General features: G+C 68.3%; 14 protein-coding genes. 8 read left to right on the top strand and 6 right to left on the bottom strand.

Annotation, left to right across the window (positions count from 1 at the left end; translation table 11 throughout):
- The first annotated feature begins 520 nt into the window (after positions 1 to 520).
- Positions 521 to 2,788 (top strand): Ig-like domain-containing protein, encoded by a 2,268-nt coding sequence (locus ACF8ME_RS09960; protein ID WP_392416231.1) that lies wholly within the window; start codon positions 521 to 523, stop codon positions 2,786 to 2,788.
- 34 nt (positions 2,789 to 2,822) lie between these two features.
- Here ACF8ME_RS09960 and ACF8ME_RS09955 read toward each other — a convergent pair whose 3' ends face one another.
- The 6 genes from ACF8ME_RS09955 to ACF8ME_RS09930 all read right to left on the bottom strand — a co-directional run bounded on the left by ACF8ME_RS09955 (position 2,823) and on the right by ACF8ME_RS09930 (position 9,220).
- Positions 2,823 to 3,140 (bottom strand): DUF3325 domain-containing protein, encoded by a 318-nt coding sequence (locus tag ACF8ME_RS09955; RefSeq protein ID WP_336694101.1) that lies wholly within the window; start codon positions 3,138 to 3,140, stop codon positions 2,823 to 2,825.
- The gene (locus tag ACF8ME_RS09950) at positions 3,133 to 4,806 is read right to left on the bottom strand and encodes a PepSY-associated TM helix domain-containing protein (RefSeq protein ID WP_392416230.1); all 1,674 of its coding nucleotides are present in this window, start codon (positions 4,804 to 4,806) and stop codon (positions 3,133 to 3,135) included. The genes ACF8ME_RS09955 and ACF8ME_RS09950 overlap by 8 nt, the downstream gene beginning before the upstream one ends.
- A gap of 16 nt (positions 4,807 to 4,822) precedes the next feature.
- Positions 4,823 to 5,101 (bottom strand): hypothetical protein, encoded by a 279-nt coding sequence (locus ACF8ME_RS09945; RefSeq protein WP_016448165.1) that lies wholly within the window; start codon positions 5,099 to 5,101, stop codon positions 4,823 to 4,825.
- 88 nt (positions 5,102 to 5,189) lie between these two features.
- Positions 5,190 to 6,908, bottom strand: a complete 1,719-nt coding sequence (locus ACF8ME_RS09940) for an FMN-binding glutamate synthase family protein (RefSeq protein WP_034364403.1) — start codon at positions 6,906 to 6,908, stop codon at positions 5,190 to 5,192.
- An 87-nt stretch (positions 6,909 to 6,995) separates the two neighbouring features.
- Positions 6,996 to 8,501, bottom strand: coding sequence for a sensor histidine kinase (locus ACF8ME_RS09935; RefSeq protein WP_392416297.1), 1,506 nt, complete (start codon positions 8,499 to 8,501; stop codon positions 6,996 to 6,998).
- Between the two features lie 2 nt (positions 8,502 to 8,503).
- On the bottom strand, positions 8,504 to 9,220 hold the full coding sequence (locus ACF8ME_RS09930; RefSeq protein WP_016448168.1) for a response regulator transcription factor: 717 nt from the start codon (positions 9,218 to 9,220) through the stop codon (positions 8,504 to 8,506).
- 168 nt (positions 9,221 to 9,388) lie between these two features.
- Between ACF8ME_RS09930 and msrB the strand changes: the two genes are divergently transcribed.
- From msrB to ACF8ME_RS09895, 7 genes are all read left to right on the top strand, one after another.
- Entirely contained in the window at positions 9,389 to 9,889 is a 501-nt protein-coding gene (gene msrB, locus ACF8ME_RS09925; RefSeq protein WP_392416228.1) for a peptide-methionine (R)-S-oxide reductase MsrB, read from the top strand.
- A 16-nt stretch (positions 9,890 to 9,905) separates the two neighbouring features.
- On the top strand, positions 9,906 to 11,735 hold the full coding sequence (locus ACF8ME_RS09920) for a cytochrome c biogenesis protein DipZ (protein ID WP_392416226.1): 1,830 nt from the start codon (positions 9,906 to 9,908) through the stop codon (positions 11,733 to 11,735).
- Between the two features lie 34 nt (positions 11,736 to 11,769).
- Entirely contained in the window at positions 11,770 to 12,519 is a 750-nt protein-coding gene (gene msrA / locus ACF8ME_RS09915; RefSeq protein ID WP_392416224.1) for a peptide-methionine (S)-S-oxide reductase MsrA, read from the top strand.
- A 62-nt stretch (positions 12,520 to 12,581) separates the two neighbouring features.
- Positions 12,582 to 13,961, top strand: a complete 1,380-nt coding sequence (gene chrA, locus ACF8ME_RS09910) for a chromate efflux transporter (RefSeq protein ID WP_392416222.1) — start codon at positions 12,582 to 12,584, stop codon at positions 13,959 to 13,961.
- Between the two features lie 13 nt (positions 13,962 to 13,974).
- Positions 13,975 to 14,802 carry an AraC family transcriptional regulator gene (locus ACF8ME_RS09905; RefSeq protein ID WP_392416220.1) on the top strand — a complete coding sequence of 276 codons (828 nt, stop codon included), beginning with the start codon at positions 13,975 to 13,977 and terminating at the stop codon, positions 14,800 to 14,802.
- 84 nt (positions 14,803 to 14,886) lie between these two features.
- The gene (locus ACF8ME_RS09900; protein ID WP_392416218.1) at positions 14,887 to 15,573 is read left to right on the top strand and encodes a B3/4 domain-containing protein; all 687 of its coding nucleotides are present in this window, start codon (positions 14,887 to 14,889) and stop codon (positions 15,571 to 15,573) included.
- Between the two features lie 321 nt (positions 15,574 to 15,894).
- Positions 15,895 to 18,054 carry a TonB-dependent siderophore receptor gene (locus tag ACF8ME_RS09895; RefSeq protein ID WP_212645916.1) on the top strand — a complete coding sequence of 720 codons (2,160 nt, stop codon included), beginning with the start codon at positions 15,895 to 15,897 and terminating at the stop codon, positions 18,052 to 18,054.
- Positions 18,055 to 18,057 lie beyond the last annotated feature (3 nt).

Below are 18,057 nucleotides of genomic sequence, written 5' to 3'. Positions count from 1 at the left end.
ATGGCGTCGCCGGGGCGGCGTCGTCCCTGCCGCCGTGACCGGCGCAGGCCAGCATGGCCATGATCGCCAGTGCAAATGCCATCAAGTCACGCCGTGCCAGGGACAGGCACAGCCTGTGATGTATCGATCTGGAAGAAAACAAGAGAGCTTGAAACTGGCGCATTGCCGAATCTTAGGAATCAAAGGGCGAATTTGGACTAAGAATTTTCTTAATGCTGAAACCTCTTGCACGCCGCCTCGCCAAAGAGCGATTTCAAGCATCGATCCGCCATCGGAAAATCGTCAAATTTCTTTGAAGATGCCATTATTCCTGTCACTTTAAGAAAATTCTTAAACCAATATTCCGATGCCCTGGAGATCATTGCCGGATTGATTCATCGACAAAGGCTGCTCCGTTTCTGACCACCCCTGTGATATTGAACACAGACGTCGCGCATGCAGAATGCCAGCGCTATTTCACGTCCTGTATTGCGCAATATCCAGAATGCGTTTCGGCAGCCTCTTTCAGGGAAAGTAGAAAATGGCAATGAGGATATACAGGCGACGATTCACTACCAGGCCGGCAAGCAGGCCGCTGCGCCTGCTCGCCCTGGCGTTGCTCTTGCAAGGCTGTGTCGCCACGGCCCATGCATGGACCGTCGTGGTAGACAGCGCCGCCGACGCAAGCGGCCCGTGCGCCAGCACCGGCCTGGGACCCTGCTCCCTGCGCGACGCCATCACCTACGCCAACGCCAACCGCAGCAAAGGGGGCGACAACCGCATCGAGTTCAGCATCGGTGCGGGGGGAGAGCAGACCATCGTCACCCAAAGCAACTGGAATGGCAGCCTCATGCAGCCCATTGCACCGGCCACATCGCTCACGGTGGACGCCAGCACGCAACCCGGCTATGAGGACCACTTGCCACGCCGCCCCCTGATCACGCTGCAGGCAGGTAGCTCCGAGTTCGGTACAGGGCTCGAGCTGGCAGGCGCCATCACGGTGCGCGGTCTGGCAATAGGCGGCTTCAACACCGCCCTGGCGGTGACCGGCGACGGCAACACCGTGCTGGGCTGCCATATAGGCGTTGACGCATCGGGAACGGTCGCCATGGGCAACCGCAGCAACATTATTGTCAACTCCGGCAACCGCAACCGCATCGGTAGTCTGGATATTGGCGGGCGAAATGTCATTTCCGCGGCGGAAAATTCCGGAATATGGCTTTCCTGGCCGGGCGTCGGTACAGAAAACATCATTCAAGGAAATTACATAGGCACCGATATCACCGGCAACGTGGCGCTGGGAAACCAGGGAAACGGCATCAGCGTGGCATCCGAATTTACCGGCACGCTGATCGACAGCAACCTCGTCTCCGGCAATGTCAGGGAAACCGGTGGTTCATCCGGGATTTCCATTTCCGGCTCGCACACGCTGGTGACCCGCAACCGTGTCGGGACCAATGCAGCCGGCACGGCCATGATTGCCAACAATGGGCCAGGCATTGCCGTATTCTTTTCGCCGAAAGGCGGACACCGCATTGGCACAGGCCCTGAAGACGGCAACCTGGTTGCCGGAAACAAGGAAACGGCCATTGAATTGAATGGAAACTACGCCGCACGCAACTCGAATACCCTGATTGCCGGGAATATCGTGGGAACCAGCCTGGATGCCAGCACCATGCTGCCCAATCAATGGGGCATCGTCATCAAGGATTCGGACGAGGTCACCGTGCGCGGAAACATCGTCGGTGGCAGCAAGGCGTCCGGCATACAGTTCCAGGGCGCCGGCAAGAACAACCTCGTGCAGGGCAACTACGTGGGCGTCAGTCCCCAGGGAACCGCCCTGCCCAATGGGGAAGGCGTTTCATTTTTCCAGAAGGCCCATGACACCCTGGTCGGCGGTGACGACGCGGCACATGCCAACGTGATTGCGCACAACAGGCTGTTCGGCGTGGGATTGCGGGGGGACGAAGTCAAGGGCGTCTCCATGCTCGGCAATGCCATCTACGGCAATACCGAGGGAGGCATCGCACGAACCAGCCTGGCCAACGGAGATCCTGCCGATCCGGTGCTGCTCACGGTGACGCCCGACGGCCTGTCCGGCACGCTGGACAGCGTCGCCAACGAGAGCATGCGCATCGAGTATTTCTCGACGCCCAGGCTGCCCGACGGGCTGGTGGAGCGCGCCGCCGGCAAGGTTCTGCTGGGCTCGCAGACCGTGACCACCGATGCATCCGGCCATGCGCCCTTGGCGTTCAAGGGCGCCATGCCCCCGGGCGACCAGGCCGCTGTCACGGCGACCGCCACCCGGATTTCCACCGGCGACACCTCGCGCTTTTCCAACGCGATGGCGGCCAACGCCGCCCCCGTGGCGCTGCCGCAAGCCGTCACGACGCCGCAGGATACGGCGCTGTCCATCACCCTCGCTGGCACGGACTTCGAGTCGGACCCGCTGCGCTTCGAGATCACCGCCGGCCCCGCCCATGGCGGCATCAGCGGCTTCGATCCCCAGACGGGCACGCTGGTCTATACGCCAGCGGCCGGCTACTCGGGGCCCGATACCTTCGCCTTCACGGTATCCGACGGGCACCAGAGCGCTGCCGCACCGGCAGCCGTGTCCATCGAGGTGATCGCTGCCGATCCTCCCGACCCGGGCCCGGGCACCGATCCCGGTCCGGGCACGGACCCAGGGCCCGGTGCCGGCCCCGGAAATGTCCAGGCCGTTCCCGGCCTGGGCAAGGGCGGCATGCTGGCGCTGCTGTGCGGCATGGCCTATCTGGCCAGCCGCAGGATGAGGAAAAGGCAGGCCTGAGCCTGCAGCGGGCGCAGAGGCCCCCGCGCCAACGTCAGGCCGGCAGCCAGCGCAGCCAGCTCGGCCGCCAGGTCAGCGTGAAGGCAATGGCCAGGGCGGCGGCGGCCAGCGTCATGATCCAGACCAGGGAGGCCATGGAGGCATGGTCCACCGCCAGGCAAAGGCCCAGCGAGGCGGCCAGGCCTGAGGCGCCCAGCCAGCGCAGCAGCCTGACCTTGCCATCGGGCTGGGGCGTGTCGCCGTGCACCTGCTCCCAGTGCACGTCCTTGGCCAGCGCAAACCAGGCCATGCCCAGCAGCGATGCCGCAAAGGCGGCGGCCAGCAGCAGTGCGTCCATCAGCCCCTCAGACATGGGCCACCTCCGCAGCGCGCGAGGGCATGGCGGGCGCGGCGCGCGTCTTGAGCTTGCGCGCCACCACCACGGCCAGCACGGCGCTGGCCAGCATGAACAGGTCCACGCCGGCCACCGGCCAGTAGCCCTCGCCCAGGGTCTTGAACAGGTGGTCGCCCGTGGTCAGCCAGTTCAGCAGCACGGCCGTGACGGCCATGGCGGCCACGGCCCAGCACTGCTCGCGCCAGGCAGGATTGGGCAGGCCCCGGGCCACGGGGGCGCTGCGCACAAAGGCATGCGCCATGGCCAGCAGCCAGGTGGCCCAGAAGAAATAGCGTTCCATGTCGCCCCGGCCCGGCCAGCCCTGGGGCATGGCCTCGGGCAGCAGGCGGTTGGCGATCAGCATGCCCAGCGTGGCCACCAGCATGCCGGTGACCGTGGTGACGGCCAGGGCATCGACCACGCGCGCGCCCTGCACACCCTGTCTGGCGTGCTGCTTCTTGCGCTTTTCCACGAAGAAGACAAAGCCGGTGGCAATGCAGACGCAGCCGGCCAGGCCGCCCAGCACGTACAGCCAGCGCAGCAGCCAGTGGCGGAAGTGCTGCAGGTGCAGGCCGGTGAGGAAGGTGTTGATGCTGTCCACGGCCGTGCGCGGAGGATCTTCGCGCAGCAGGGCGCCCGTGCTGGCCTTGAAGTGGATGCCCTCGCCCGTGAGCGCGATGCGGTCGGTGCCGGCGCGGTAGACGCTGACGTAGCCGTTGGCATCGCCCACATGGGTGACGGACAGGAAGCCCACGTCGCCGGCCATGCCCTTGGCGGCCCAGCGGCGCTGCGCCTCGGCCACCATGGCGTCCACCGAGGCCATGGGTGCGGCCACGCCGGCGCGGTCGTGCGGCAGGCCGGTTTCCTCGGCCTCCATCTTCTCGTGCAACTCGTGCAGGGGCTCCAGCTGGGTATGGGTGATGGGGAAGTAGATGCCCGCAAAGATCACCAGGCCCGTGAAGGCGAAGAAGAAGTGGAAGGGCAGCGCCACCACGCCGGTGAGGTTGTGCAGGTCCAGCACGCTGCGCTGCGTGGCCTTCTTCGGACGGAAGGTGAACAGCTCGCGGAAGATCTTGCGGTGCATGACCACGCCGCTGACCAGGGCCACCAGCATGATGAGCGCGGCAAAGCCCACGATCCAGTAGCCAAGGTTCATCCAGTTGAGCGTCAGGCTGTAGTGCAGCGGGTAGAAGAAGCGGCTGCCGATCTTGAGGTGGTCGTCCGGCAGGGATTCGCCATTGCGCGGGTCGATGGTGCGCATGGCCCAGATCAGGGTCTCGGGCTTCTTGGCGTTGGGCACCTCGTAGCCGGCGAACAGGCCCAGCACGGGATCGCGGTGGGTGGTGTAGGCGCCCCAGCGCTGGGGCGTGTCGAAGCGCTCGGGCAGCGGGCCGTTGACCTCGCCGCGCATGGCATCGCGCGCCTGGGCGTTGGGCTGCATGGACTCGAAGACCGGCTTGAGGATCTGGTCGTACGAGGGCATGGGCGTGGGCTCGAAGCGCGAGGCCGGGATGGCCCAGCGGTCGATCTCGCGGTCGAACACCGACAGCGCGCCGAAGAAGAAGGCGGCCATGAGCACGAAGCCGAGCGCAAGCCCGAACCAGGTGTGCAGCCAGGCCATGGAGAGGCGGAAGTTCTGGAACATGGGGCGTTCTCCGGATTCAGGGCAGCAGCATCTGCTGGAGCAGCGATGCGCAACCGGTCATGACAATGCCGCCGCCGGCCAGCACGGCCCAGACGCGCGGGAGGCTCTGCGCCGCAAAGGCCCAGAGGAACACCGTCAGAAACACCAGGAAGCCGAGGATGTAGCCCAGATGCTCGGCATCGTGGAACTCCATTCCGGCGGCAAACATCAGCGCCACGCCCAGGGCGATGAAGCCCCAGGTGAAGGCATAGCCGCCGAAGACGGCAGCTGCAATGCGAACCAAAATAGTTTTCATTTACAAAGAAAAATACAGTCGTGGACCAAAGTGCTCGGGGCGCATTATCCCCGAGTGCCGTCAAAACCCGTGATCGGCCGTGGTGTCCCTATGCGGGCTGGCCTGCCGCCTGCGCCTTGGCCTGCGGTGCCGAAGGCTTGAGCGTGGGCGGCACGAACTGGAAGGTATCCGCGCGCGCGCCCGGCCAGTAGAGCTTGAACACGTTGTGCTGCTTGTCCAGCGGCCCCAGCAGCGCCCCGGGCTCCACGCGCAGGACCAGGTTGGCGAGCTGGCGCACCTCGGTGTCGGAGATGCGCCGCACGATGTGGTGGGCCGTGATGTCGCAGGGGTGCTCCAGGCCCGCCGCCTGCACCAGCTCCTGCAGCGCATGCAGGGTCTTGTCATGGAAGTTGGCCACGCGCGTGGCCTTGTCGGGCACGACCAGGGCCTTCTGGCGCGCCGCGTCCTGCGTGGCCACGCCCGTGGGGCAGTGGCCGGTGTGGCAGTTCTGCGCCTGGATGCAGCCCAGGGCCATCATGAAGCCGCGCCCGGCGTTGCACCAGTCGGCGCCCAGCGCCATCATGCGCGCGATGTCGAAGGCCGTGATCACCTTGCCGGCCGCACCGATCTTGATGCGGTGGCGCAGGCCCACGCCGATCAGCGTGTTGTGCACCAGCAGCAGGCCTTCCTGCAGCGGCACGCCCACGTGGTCGGTGAACTCCACGGGCGCCGCGCCCGTGCCGCCCTCGGCGCCATCGACCACGATGAAGTCCGGCGTGATGTCCGTCTCCTGCATGGCCTTGACGATGGCGAACCACTCCCAGGGATGGCCCACGCAGAACTTGAAGCCCGTGGGCTTGCCGCCCGACTTCTCGCGCAGGCGGGCGATGAAATGCATCATCTCCACCGGCGTCCTGAAGGCGCTGTGGCTGGAGGGGCTGATGCAGTCCACGCCCACGGGCACGCCGCGCGCGGCGGCGATCTCGGGGGTGACCTTGGCGCCCAGCAGCATGCCGCCGTGGCCGGGCTTGGCGCCCTGGCTGAGCTTGATCTCGATGAGCTTGACCTGCGGGTCGGTGGCATTGGCGATGAACTTCTCCTCGCTGAACGTGCCATCGTCGTTGCGGCAGCCGAAGTAGCCCGAGGCCACCTCCCAGATCAGGTCGCCGCCGTGCACGCGGTGGTGCTGGCTGATGGAGCCCTCGCCCGTGTCGTGCGCAAATCCGCCCATCTTCGCGCCCTTGTTCAGCGCCAGGATGGCATTGGCCGACAGCGCGCCAAAGCTCATGGCCGAGATGTTGAAGATGCTGGCGCTGTAGGGCTGGGTGCAGGGCGAGGCACCTTCATCGGCGCAGCCGATGGTGATGCGGAAGTCATGCGAGGCCAGCCTGGTGGGCTGCATGGAATGGTTCACCCATTCATAGCCCTGGGCCGTGACATTGAGCTGCGTGCCCAGCGGGCGGCTGTCCGGGTCGCCCTTGGCGCGCTGGTAGACCAGGGAGCGCTGGGCGCGCGAGAACGGCAGCGCCTCATGGTCGGACTCGATGAAGTACTGCCGCATCTCGGGCCGGATGAACTCCAGCAGGAACCGCAGGTGGCCGATGATGGGGTAGTTGCGCAGCACCGAATGGCGCACCTGGGTCATGTCGCGCACGCCCAGCAGCGCCAGCGCGGCGCACACGCCAAAGCCCAGCCACCACCACAGCCCTCCCCACACCAGCGCCGCCACCAGCAGCCCCGCGCTGCCGACCAGGCTCAGGCAGAACGTGGTGTAGCGCAGCGGCACCCATGCGGGCAGGCGATGAACGGGAGATGCAGACGTTGACATGGCGTGGGTCCTCGGAACGAGTTGACGATCTTGTGCATGCCGCGCCTTCGAGGGCGCGCTGTGCACAAGGTTAACCCACGATCCGCGTCAGCCCTGGCGCGGCCGGGCGCCGGCGCCCGTTGCCTGCGTGGCCGCAGGCAGCACGAACCGGAAGCTCGCCCCCTGCCCCGGCGGGTCCACCAGTTCGATGCGGCAGCCGTGCAGCTCCAGCATGCGGTGGACGATGCGCAGGCCCAGGCCGCCGCCGCGGCGGGCGCCGCCCACGGTGAAGGGGCGCTCGAACAGGCCTTCGCGCAGATCGGCCGGGATGCCGGGGCCGGTGTCGGCCACGGTGACTTCGACGGCGTTGCCCGCCGCCGCCAGCGCCACCTGGATGCTGCCGCCTTCGGGGGTGTGGCGCAGCGCGTTGTCCAGCAGGTTGCCCAGCACGCGCTCGATCATCCCCAGGTCGGCCTGGACGACGGGCAGGCGGGCTGGGAAGTCGGCCCGCAGCGCCACCTGTCGCGCCTCGGCACGCAGCTCGAATTTCTGGAACACGTCCTGCACCAGGTCGGGCATGGAAAACGGCTCCGGTTCGGGCTGGACAAAGCCGTATTCCAGGCGCGCCAGCTCGAACAGGCTTTGCGCCAGCTCGCCCACCTTCTGGCTCTGTGCCAGGGCAATGCCCAGGTAGCGGCGGCGTTCGGTGGTGTCGAGCACGGCGTCCTTGAGCAGCAGCGTTTCCAGGTAGCCGTGCAGGGACGACAGCGGCGTGCGCAGGTCGTGCGAGACGTTGGCGATGAGTTCGCGCCGCTCCTGGTCCTGGCGCGTGAGGGCGCGCCACTGCTCGCCGATGCGCGCCACCATGCGGCGGTAGGCCGCGTCCAGCACGGCGATCTCGTCGCGGCTGTCCTGCGCGGCACCGGGCTGGGGGGCCGGCAGGTCCGGGGGGGTGCCATGGATGTCGAAGCCGGCCACCTCTTCGGTGAGCCGGCGCAGCGGCCGCGTGATCAGCGCAAAGGCCACCAGGCCGGCCACCAGGCACAGCAGCGCCACCAGGCCGATGGACCACAGCGCCGTGCTGAGCACCGAGTTGGCCGAGCCCTGCGCCACCAGCTGGTCATGCGCCTCGCCCTGCAGCACCACGTAGATGAAGCCCACTTCCTTGCCGTTGACGCGCAGCGGCGCCGCGCTGAAGACCTTGCGGCCTTCGACGCTGCGCGGGTCGTCACCCAGGATGGGCAGCGTGCCGCCTTCCAGCAGCCGGTGCACGGGCGCCAGGTCCACGCGCTCGCGGCGCACGCGGCCGTCGGGGGCGGCATGGCCGGCAATGCGGCCGTCGGCGTCCAGCAGGTAGACCTCCACGCTGGGGTTGACCAGCATGAGCTGGTTGAAGAAGCTGCGCACGGCGCCGGGCATGAGGCCGTTGGCGTCGGTCAGCTGGGCGTCGCGCGCAATGCTTTCGGCCACGTCGCGCGACAGGCCCTGCACCACTTCCAGCTCGTGCATGCGGCTGGCGCGCAGCTGCATCCAGGCCGAGGTGCCGCTGCACACCAGCAGCAGCACGGCAAAGACCAGGGAAAGGCGCTGGGTCAGTGTCAGGCGCAGTTTCATGGTCATGCGCCCTCGCCCGCTTCGGCGAACTTGTAGCCGCGCCCCCAGACGGTGAGGATGCGCGCGGGCTGGGCCGGGTCGGCCTCGATCTTGGCGCGCAGGCGGTTGATGTGGGTGTTGACGGTGTGCTCGTAGCCTTCGTGCTGGTAGCCCCAGACGGCGTTGAGCAGGTCCATGCGCGAGAACACCTTGCCGGGCTGGCGCGCAAAGAAGTACAGCAGGTCGAACTCGCGCGGGGTCAGGTCCAGCCGGGCACCATGAAGCCGGGCATCGCGCGCCACGGGGTCCATGGCCAGGCCGTCAATGGACAGGCTGCCGGACTCCAGCCGCGCATTCTGGGCCAGCGCCTCCACGCGGCGCAGCAGCGCCTTGACGCGCGCCACCAGCTCCAGCACGGAAAACGGCTTGGCCAGGTAGTCGTCGGCGCCGATCTCCAGGCCCAGGATGCGCTGCACCTCGCTGGAGCGCGCGCTGATGATGATGATGGGCGTGTAGCGCGCCATGGCGCGGGCGCGGCGGCAGATCTCCAGGCCGTCCACGCCGGGCAGCATGATGTCCAGCACCAGCGCGTCCCAGCCGCCGCGCTCCAGTTGGCGCAGGCCGTCGTCGCCGCGCGCGCAGTGCATGACTTCCAGGCCCTCGTCGCGCAGGTGCAGCGTGAGCAGGTCGGCGATATGGGCGTCGTCCTCGACGAGAAGTACGCGGCGCGTGGCGGTCATCGGATGCGGTTTCCTGGAAGTGGCGAGAGTGGCTGCCATTGTGCGCAATACCGGGGCCGGGAGTTATCACGAATCTTTGAACTCTGCGTGAGGACTTCGGGAGGCCGGCGCCCTAACCTGACTGGCATCGCATCGTTTTCAGACGCACGCAACCTTCAGGAGCACACCATGACCACCAGACGCCATCTTCTGTGGACTGCAGGCGCCGGCACCACCGCCGTGCTGGCGGCCAGCCTGTTCCCGCGCCGCGCGCCAGCGGCCGCCTCCAGCGAGGTCTTCGAGGTCAGCTACACGGATGCCGAGTGGCGCGCCCGCCTCACGCCCGAGCAGTACCGGATCCTGCGCAAGGAAGGCACGGAGCGTGCAGGCTCCAGCCCGCTGAACAAGGAGCACCGCGCGGGCACCTTTGCCTGCGCGGGCTGCGCGCTGCCGCTGTTCTCTTCCAAGACCAAGTTCGACAGCGGCACGGGCTGGCCCAGCTTCTGGCAGCCGCTGGACAAGGCCGTGGCCACGCGCCAGGACCGCGCCTACGGCATGCTGCGCACCGAGGTGCATTGCCGCCGCTGCGGCGGCCACCTGGGCCATGTCTTCGACGACGGCCCCAGGCCCACGGGCCTGCGCTACTGCATGAACGGACTGTCGCTGACGTTCACGCCCCAGCCTGCCTGAACCCGGGAGCCACGCCATGCTGCTGATCGTCCTGGCCTATCTGGGCGGGGTGCTGACCATCGTCAGCCCCTGCATCCTGCCGGTGCTGCCCTTCGTCTTTGCACGCGCCGACCAGCCCTTCGCCAAAAGCGGCCTGCCGCTGCTGGCGGGCATGGCGCTGACCTTCGCCCTGGTGGCCTCGCTGGCCGCCGTGGGCGGCGGCTGGGTGGTGGCCGCCAATGAATACGGCCGCTGGCTGGCCCTGGGCCTGGTCGCCGTGTTTGCGCTGACCCTGCTGTGGCCCGGCCTGTCCGAACGGCTGACGCGGCCGCTGGTGGCGGCGGGCTCGCGCCTGTCCGAGCGTGCCCAGGGCACGGACGGTGGCGCCCGCCCCGGCGCCTCGCTGCTGCTGGGCGTGGCCACGGGCCTGCTGTGGGCTCCCTGCGCCGGCCCCATCCTGGGCCTGATCCTCACGGGCGCCGCACTGCAGGGTGCCAACACCACCTCCAGCCTGCTGCTGCTGGCCTATGCGGCCGGTGCGGCCACCTCCATGGCGGCGGCCCTGCTGCTGGGCGGCAAGGTGTTTGCGGCGCTCAAGCGCATGCTGGGCGCGGGCGAATGGGTGCGGCGCGGGCTGGGCGCGGCCATGCTGGCCGGTGTGGGCGCGATTGCGCTGGGGCTGGACACGGGCGTGCTGGCGCAAGTGTCCACGGCCTCCACCGGCGGCCTGGAGCAAAGGCTGGTGGACCGCCTGAGCGGCAGGCCCGAGGGTGGTGCCATGGCCATGCAGGCCGGTCCCGCAATGATGGCCGCCGTGGATACGGACTCCGGTGCTGGCCCGGCCATGATGGCCGCAGGCGGCGCCATGCGCATGGCCGGCGGCCCGTCCCGCGCCGCCCTGCCGGACGAAGGGCTGGCCCCTGCGCTGGACGGCGCCACCGACTGGCTCAACTCCACCCCGCTGACGGCCGAACAACTGCGCGGCAAGGTGGTGCTGGTGGATTTCTGGACCTACTCCTGCATCAACTGCCTGCGCACCCTGCCCTATGTGAAGGCCTGGGCCGAGAAGTACCGCGACCAGGGCCTGGTGGTGGTGGGCGTGCATGCGCCGGAGTTCGCCTTCGAGCGCAAGCTGTCCAACGTGGAAAAGGCCATCAAGGACCTGGGCATCAGCTACCCCGTGGCCGTGGACAACGGCTACAAGATCTGGCGCGCCTTCAACAACCAGTACTGGCCGGCGCACTACTTCATCGATGCCCAGGGCCGCATCCGGCACCACCACTTTGGCGAAGGCGGCTATGCCGAGTCCGAGCGCGTGATCCAGCAACTGCTGCAGGAAGCCGGATCGAAGCAGGTGGACCAGGACCTGATCGACGTGCAGGCCAAGGGCGTGCAGCAGGCAGCCGACATGGCAGCCGTGCGCTCGCACGAGACCTACCTGGGCTATGAGCGCGCCGAGCAATTTGCCGCCACGCCTGCCGCCGTGCACGACCAGGCCACCGCCTATGCCACGCCCGAGCGCCTGCCGCTGAACGCCTGGGGCCTGAGCGGCCAATGGACGGTGGGCCCGGAAAGCGCCACGCTGGACGGCGCCACCGGCCGCATCACCTACCGCTTCCAGGCACGCGACCTGCACCTGGTGCTGGGCCCCGGCAGCGATGGCAAGCCCGTGCGCTTCAAGGTGCTGATCGACGGCAAGGCGCCCGGCGCCTCGCGCGGCATGGACGTGGCCGCCGACGGCAGCGGCAGCGTGACCGCGCAGCGCCTGTACCAGCTGGTGCGCCAGGACGGCGGCGCAGCCGAGCGCACCTTCAGCATCGAATTCCTGGACCCCGGCATCTCCGCCTATGCCTTCACCTTTGGCTGATCCCTGGCCGCTTCACTTTCACCGGAGAGACACCATGACCAACGATTCCCCCCTCGCCACCGCACCCCGCCGCCGCGGCCTTCTCCAACTGCTGACCGGCAGCGCCGTGCTGCTGGGCGGCGCCCTGCTGTGGCAGGGCAGCAACCTGCAGGCGGCCGAGCAGGCCGTGCGCATTCCGCCACCCGCGCAGGATGCGCCCGCCACGGGCCAGGGGCCGCAGAAAGCCATCTTTGCGGGCGGCTGCTTCTGGGGCGTGCAGGGCGTGTTCCAGCATGTCAAGGGCGTGCAGCGCGCCGTCTCGGGCTACAGCGGCGGCACGGCGGCCCAGGCCTCGTATTCGGCGGTGAGCAGCGGCCGCACCGGGCATGCGGAGTCGGTCGAGATCACCTATGACCCGGCCCAGGTCAGCTACGGGCAACTGCTGCAGATCTACTTTTCCGTGGCCCATGACCCGACCCAGCTCAACCGCCAGGGGCCGGACACGGGCCCGCAGTACCGCTCGGCCATCTTCGCCACCGACGCCGCGCAGCTCAGGACCGCCCAGGCCTATGTGGCCCAGCTGGACGCGGCCAAGGTCTTCGGCAAGCCCATCGTGACCCGGCTGGAGGACAAGCCCAGCTTCTTCCCGGCCGAGAACTACCACCAGGACTTCATGACCGAGAACCCGCGCCATCCCTACATCGTCATCAACGACCTGCCCAAGGTGGAGCAGCTCAAGCGCCTGTTCCCGGACAGCTACCGGGCCGAGCCGGTGCTGGTCAAGCAGGCCGCGCGGCAGATGTAGCGCCTGCGCAGCGCGGGTGCCTTCAGGCATCGGGGGCGGCTGCCGTATGAGACATTTGCGGCATGCCCTCCAGCCTGCAGACCACACCCAACCCGCCCGCGCCCCTTCCCGCGGCCCCTGTGGCCCCCACCCGCGCCGAAGCCCTGCGCTACTGGCTGAAGCTGGGCTGCATCAGCTTTGGCGGGCCGGCCGGGCAGATCGCCATCATGCATGAGGACCTGGTGGAGCGGCGGCGCTGGATCTCGGAGGGGCGCTTCCTGCATGCGCTCAATTACTGCATGCTGCTGCCCGGCCCCGAGGCGCAGCAGCTGGCCACCTATATCGGCTGGCTGCTGCACCGCACCTGGGGCGGCATCGTGGCCGGCGGGCTGTTCGTGCTGCCCTCGCTGGTGCTGCTCATCGCCCTGTCCTGGATCTATGTGGCCTTCGGCCATGTGCCGGCCATTGCCGGCATCTTCTACGGCATCAAGCCGGCCGTGACGGCGCTGGTGGTGCAGGCGGCCTGGCGCGTGGGCTCGCGCACCCTGCGCAACGGCTGGCTGTGGGGCATTGCCGCGGCGGCCTTCGTGGCCATCTTCGCGCTGAAGCTGCCGTTTCCGCTGATCGTGCTGGCGGCCGGCGCACTGGGCTACCTGGGGGGCAGGCTGGCGCCGCGCCACTTCGCCCCTGCAGGCGGGCACGGCCACGGCGGCGGCAGCCACGGCCCGGCCGTCATCGACGATGACACGCCCGTACCGGCCCATGCACGGTTCAGCTGGCGTTTTTTCAGCCAGGTGCTGGCGGCCAGCCTGGGGCTGTGGGCGCTGGCGCTGGGCCTGCTGGCCGCCACCTTCGGCTGGCAGGGCGCGCTCACCCAGATGGGCTGGTTCTTCACCAAGGCGGCACTGCTGACCTTTGGCGGCGCCTACGCCGTGCTGCCCTACCTCTACCAGGGCGCGGTGGACCACTACCACTGGCTCACGGCCACGCAGATGATGGACGGGCTGGCCCTGGGCGAGACCACGCCGGGGCCGCTGATCATGGTGGTGTCCTTCGTAGGCTTCCTGGGCGGCTGGAGCACGCAGGTGTTCGGCCCCGATGCGCTGCTGCCGGCCGGCGCCGCCGCCGCCCTGATCGTGACCTTCTTCACTTTTTTGCCGTCCTTCGCCTTCATCCTGCTGGGCGGCCCCTTCATCGAGTCCACCCATGGCAGGCTGGGCTTCACCGCGCCGCTGACAGGCATCACGGCCGCCGTGGTGGGCGTCATCGCCAACCTGGCCGTGTTCTTTGCCTGGCACGTGCTGTGGCCCCAGGGCTGGACGGGTCCCTTCGACTGGCCGTCCGCACTGCTGGGCCTGGCTGCGGCAGCCGCGCTGCTGCGCTGGAAGGTGGGCGTGATCCCCGTGGTGGTAGGCGCGGGGCTGGCCGGCCTGGCGATCACGCTGGCACGCCAGGGTGGGTAGGAAAGGCTGCGGCATGGTTTCGACCACGGATGGGCATTTCAGCTGGCTGCGCTGCCGCAGCGCAGGCGTGGAGGCCGTGGCCGCCGACACGGCGAGGCACTTTGGGCGGCATACCCACGAGCAGTACGGGATCGGCCTGATCGAGCGTGGCGCGCAGAAGTCCGCCAGCGGACGAGGTCTGTACGAGGCCGGGGCCGGCGACCTCATCATGGTCAACCCCGGCGAGCTGCATGACGGCATGCCCCTGGGCGACGGCGGTCGGGCCTGGCGCATGCTCTACCTGGAACCATCGGTCGTGGCCGGGCTCATGGCGGACATGGATGGCGCAGGGCCGGCGGCCGGCTTCGAGTTCCGCCAGCCCGCCGTGCGCGACCCGGGCCTGGCCGCGTGTTTTCAGACCCTGTACCGCAGGATGACCGGCAGCGGCGAGCCAGCGGGCGCCCTGGACCTGGACGAAGCCCTGCTGCAACTGCTGGGCGGCATGCTGCAGCGCCCTGCCCCGGCGCCCCGCGCACCGGCCCCCATCACCCTGGCCCGCGCCCGGATGGACGACGATCCCGGTGCACCGCTGACCCTGGGCGCCCTGGCCCACGAGGCGGGCCTGAGCCGCTACCAGTTCCTGCGCGCCTTTGCGCGCGCCACGGGCATGACACCCCATGCCTATCTGCTGCAGCGGCGCCTGCACCAGGCGCGCGGGCTCATCGCCAGCGGCATGCCGCTGGCCGAGGCCGCCGCGCACAGCGGCTTTGCCGACCAGAGCCATATGACGCGCCTGTTCGTGCGCAGCTTCGGCATGGCGCCCGGCTTCTATGCCAGGGCAGCCAAGGCCTGCGCTGCGTGACGCGCTGCAATTTCCTTCAAGACCACGCAAACCGGCCTGGCGAGGATGGGGATCACATCCCCTCTCCAATCACAAGGCCCGATCTTGCCGTTCTCCTACGCACCCTCCATCCCCCGCGACTTTCCTGAACTGGCCACGCAGACCTTGCTGCTGCGCGGCCTGTCGCCCGACGTGCCCGCACACGCCGTGATCGCCCCCTTCATGGCACAGGCCAGGCAGAACCTGGCCTGCACCCCGGAAAGCGAGATGCCATCCATCCAGGCCTGGCGGCGCGGCTTTGCCAGGATGGGCCTCAAGCCCACGCAATACCGCTGCGCCGCCGAGGCCCTGCTGCGCCGCCTGCGCAAGGAGGGAGATCTGCCGGGCCTGCATCCGCTGGTGGACCTGTGCAATGCGGCCTCGGTGGCCTTTGCCATTCCCGTGGCCGTCTTCGACCTGGACCGCATCAGCGGCTGCCTGCAGGTGCGCCCCGCAACCGGCAGCGAGGTCTACGAGACCTTCTCGGGCGAGATCGAATATCCCGAGCCCGGCGAAATCATCTTTGCCGACACGGCTGGCCGCGCCCACGCCCGGCGCTGGTGCAACCGCCAAAGCGGCCACTCGGCAGTGCGCGAATCCACCGTCAACGCGCTGATCGTGACCGAAGCGCTGCACGCCACCGGCAAGACGGATACGCAGCAGTTGGTGCAAGCCTTGCAGGCGGCGGCCGGTCGGCTGTGGCCCGAGGCCGTTTCACACCCAGGCAACCCCTTGCAGGCCGCCCTGGCCTGAGGCGACCGGGGCGGTTGGCGCCCCGGCGCGAAGAGGGCTATCACGCTGCGCGGACTTCCCGCAAGCAAGACCGTACGCGTATCGCACCGCCCTGCACATCGACCCACAGGCCCCTTCAGAACAAGCTTCTGCGCTATCAAATTGATAACAATGCGTTGCATGCTACATACAAATGAAAAGAAAAAGAAATCATTCCCATTGTCATTCTAGAATCCGCACCCGCCATGACAGGCTGCGCTGCTGGCCCCAGGGCCGGCAGCAGCGCCGACGCACCCAGAGCACGCCCCACGGCACAGGTTTCCCAGCTCTCGACCATTGACCATGCTTACCCAAAGACTCTCGCGCACGGCAGTTGCGCATGCCGCCCTGCTTGCCCTGTGCGGCGCAGCCCACGCACAGGCCCAGCCTGACAAGGTCCCCGAGGCCACGCTCGCCCCGGTCACCGTGAACGCAGGCACCGAGAAGGAAAATCCCACCGGCCCTGTGGTGGGCTTCACCGCCAAGCGCGCCATCTCGGCCACCAAGACCGACACGCCGCTGATAGAGACGCCCCAGGCCATCAGCGTGGTCACGCGCGACCAGTTCGAGGCCCAGGGCGTGCAGACGCTGCGCCAGACCACCGCCTACAGCGCCGGCGTGGTGTCCAACTACTTTGACAGCCGGGTGGACAGCTTCTCGGCACGCGGCGGCAACGTGAGCCAGTACCAGGACGGGCTGCTGCGCACCTACGGCACCTACAACACCAGCCGCCCCGACCCCTACACGCTGGAACGCGTGGAATTCCTGCGCGGCCCCTCTTCCGTGCTCTACGGCCAGGGCAGCGTGGGCGGGGTGCTCAACCTCACCAGCAAGCGCCCGCAGGCCGAGGCGCTGCGCGAGGTGCAGGTGCAGGTGGGCAGCTACGGGCGCAAGCAGATCGCCGCCGACCTGACCGGCGCCGTCACTGAAGACGGCCAGTGGCTGTACCGCCTGGTGGCCGTGGGCCGGGAAAGCGGCACCCAGGTGGACCATGTGAACGACGACCGCCTGGTGATCGCGCCCAGCCTGACGTGGAGGCCCAGCGCCGATACCTCGCTCACGCTGCAGGCGCTCTACCAGAAGGACAAGAGCGGCTCGCTGATCGGCTTCTTCCCCTGGCAGGGCACGCGCCTGCCCAGCCCCTACGGCCAGATTCCCACCAGCACCTTCATCGGCGAGCCCGGCTGGGACTCGTTCGACACAGAGAACAAATCCTGGGGCTACCTGTTCAGCCACCGCCTGAACGCGGACTGGACCGTGCGCCAGAACCTGCGGCGCACCATCAGCGACGTGGACTACCGCTCCATCTACACCAGCTTCACCGCCATCCCCGGCCAGGGCCGCCCTGCGCGCCCGGTCTTCAACCCCGACAACCGCAGCGTCTACCGCGATGCCTCCTGGCAGGTCAACGGCGGGCGCATGCTGGTGATCGACACGCAGCTCGAAGGCAAGCTGCGCTGGGGCACGGCCGAGCACACCGTGCTGGCCGGCATGGATGCGCAGCGCAACAGCACCAGCCAGTCCACCTGGCGCGGCCTGACCGCGCCGTTTGACGTCTACAACCCCGTCTACGGCAACTTCACGCCGCCCACGGCCTCGCAGCTGGTGCGCCAGCCGGGCGTGTCGCAAAAGCAATTGGGCTTCTACGCCCAGGACCAGATCAAGTGGGGCCGCTGGACCGCCACCCTGGGCCTGCGCCACGACAGCGCGCAGACGGACACCGAAGGCCGTCCCGCCTCCGCCGTGGACGAGAAGGCCTGGACCAAGCGCGCAGGCGCCACCTACCAGATGGACGGTGGCTGGGCGCCCTACCTGGGCTACTCCGAGTCCTTCCAGCCGCTGGGCGGCGTGAACGTCTACGGCACGCCCTACAAGGCGCAGCGCGGCGAGCAATGGGAAGCCGGCGTGAAATGGCAGCCGCCGGGCCAGGGCCTGTCGGCCTTTGCCGCCGTCTACACGCTGCGCGAGAAGAACCGCAAGACCACCGACCCGGCCAACCCGCTCAACAGCCTGCAGATCGGCGAGGTCAAGGTCAACGGCTTCGAGGCCGAGCTCACCGCCAGCCTGGCCCGCCACTGGGACGCCACCCTGGCCTATGCGTACACCGACGCCGTCATCTCGCGCAGCAATGGCGGCGACCAGGGCCAGCGCGTGACCAGCGTGCCGCGCCACACGGCGTCGGCCTGGCTGACGCACCGCTTTGCCAGCGAAGGGCGCGGCGGCTGGAGCCTGGGTGCGGGCGTGCGCTACACGGGTTCGCAGTGGACGGGCACCAGCCTGGTGGACACGCCTTCGGCCACCCTGCTGGACGCCATGGTGTCCTATGACGCCGGCCCATGGCGCCTGGCCTTCAACGTGGTCAACCTGACCGACAAGGTGCAGATCACGCAGTGCCTGGCACGCGGCGACTGCTTCTACGGCCAGCGGCGCACCTTTGCGGTGACGGGAACGCACCGCTTCTGAGAG

The sequence above is a fragment of the Delftia sp. WSY_7 genome, assembly GCF_043104845.1.
Taxonomy (GTDB): domain Bacteria; phylum Pseudomonadota; class Gammaproteobacteria; order Burkholderiales; family Burkholderiaceae_C; genus Comamonas; species Comamonas tsuruhatensis.
The sequence above is the reverse complement of the archived record's forward strand: the minus strand, read 5'-3'. Positions and strand labels throughout refer to the sequence as shown.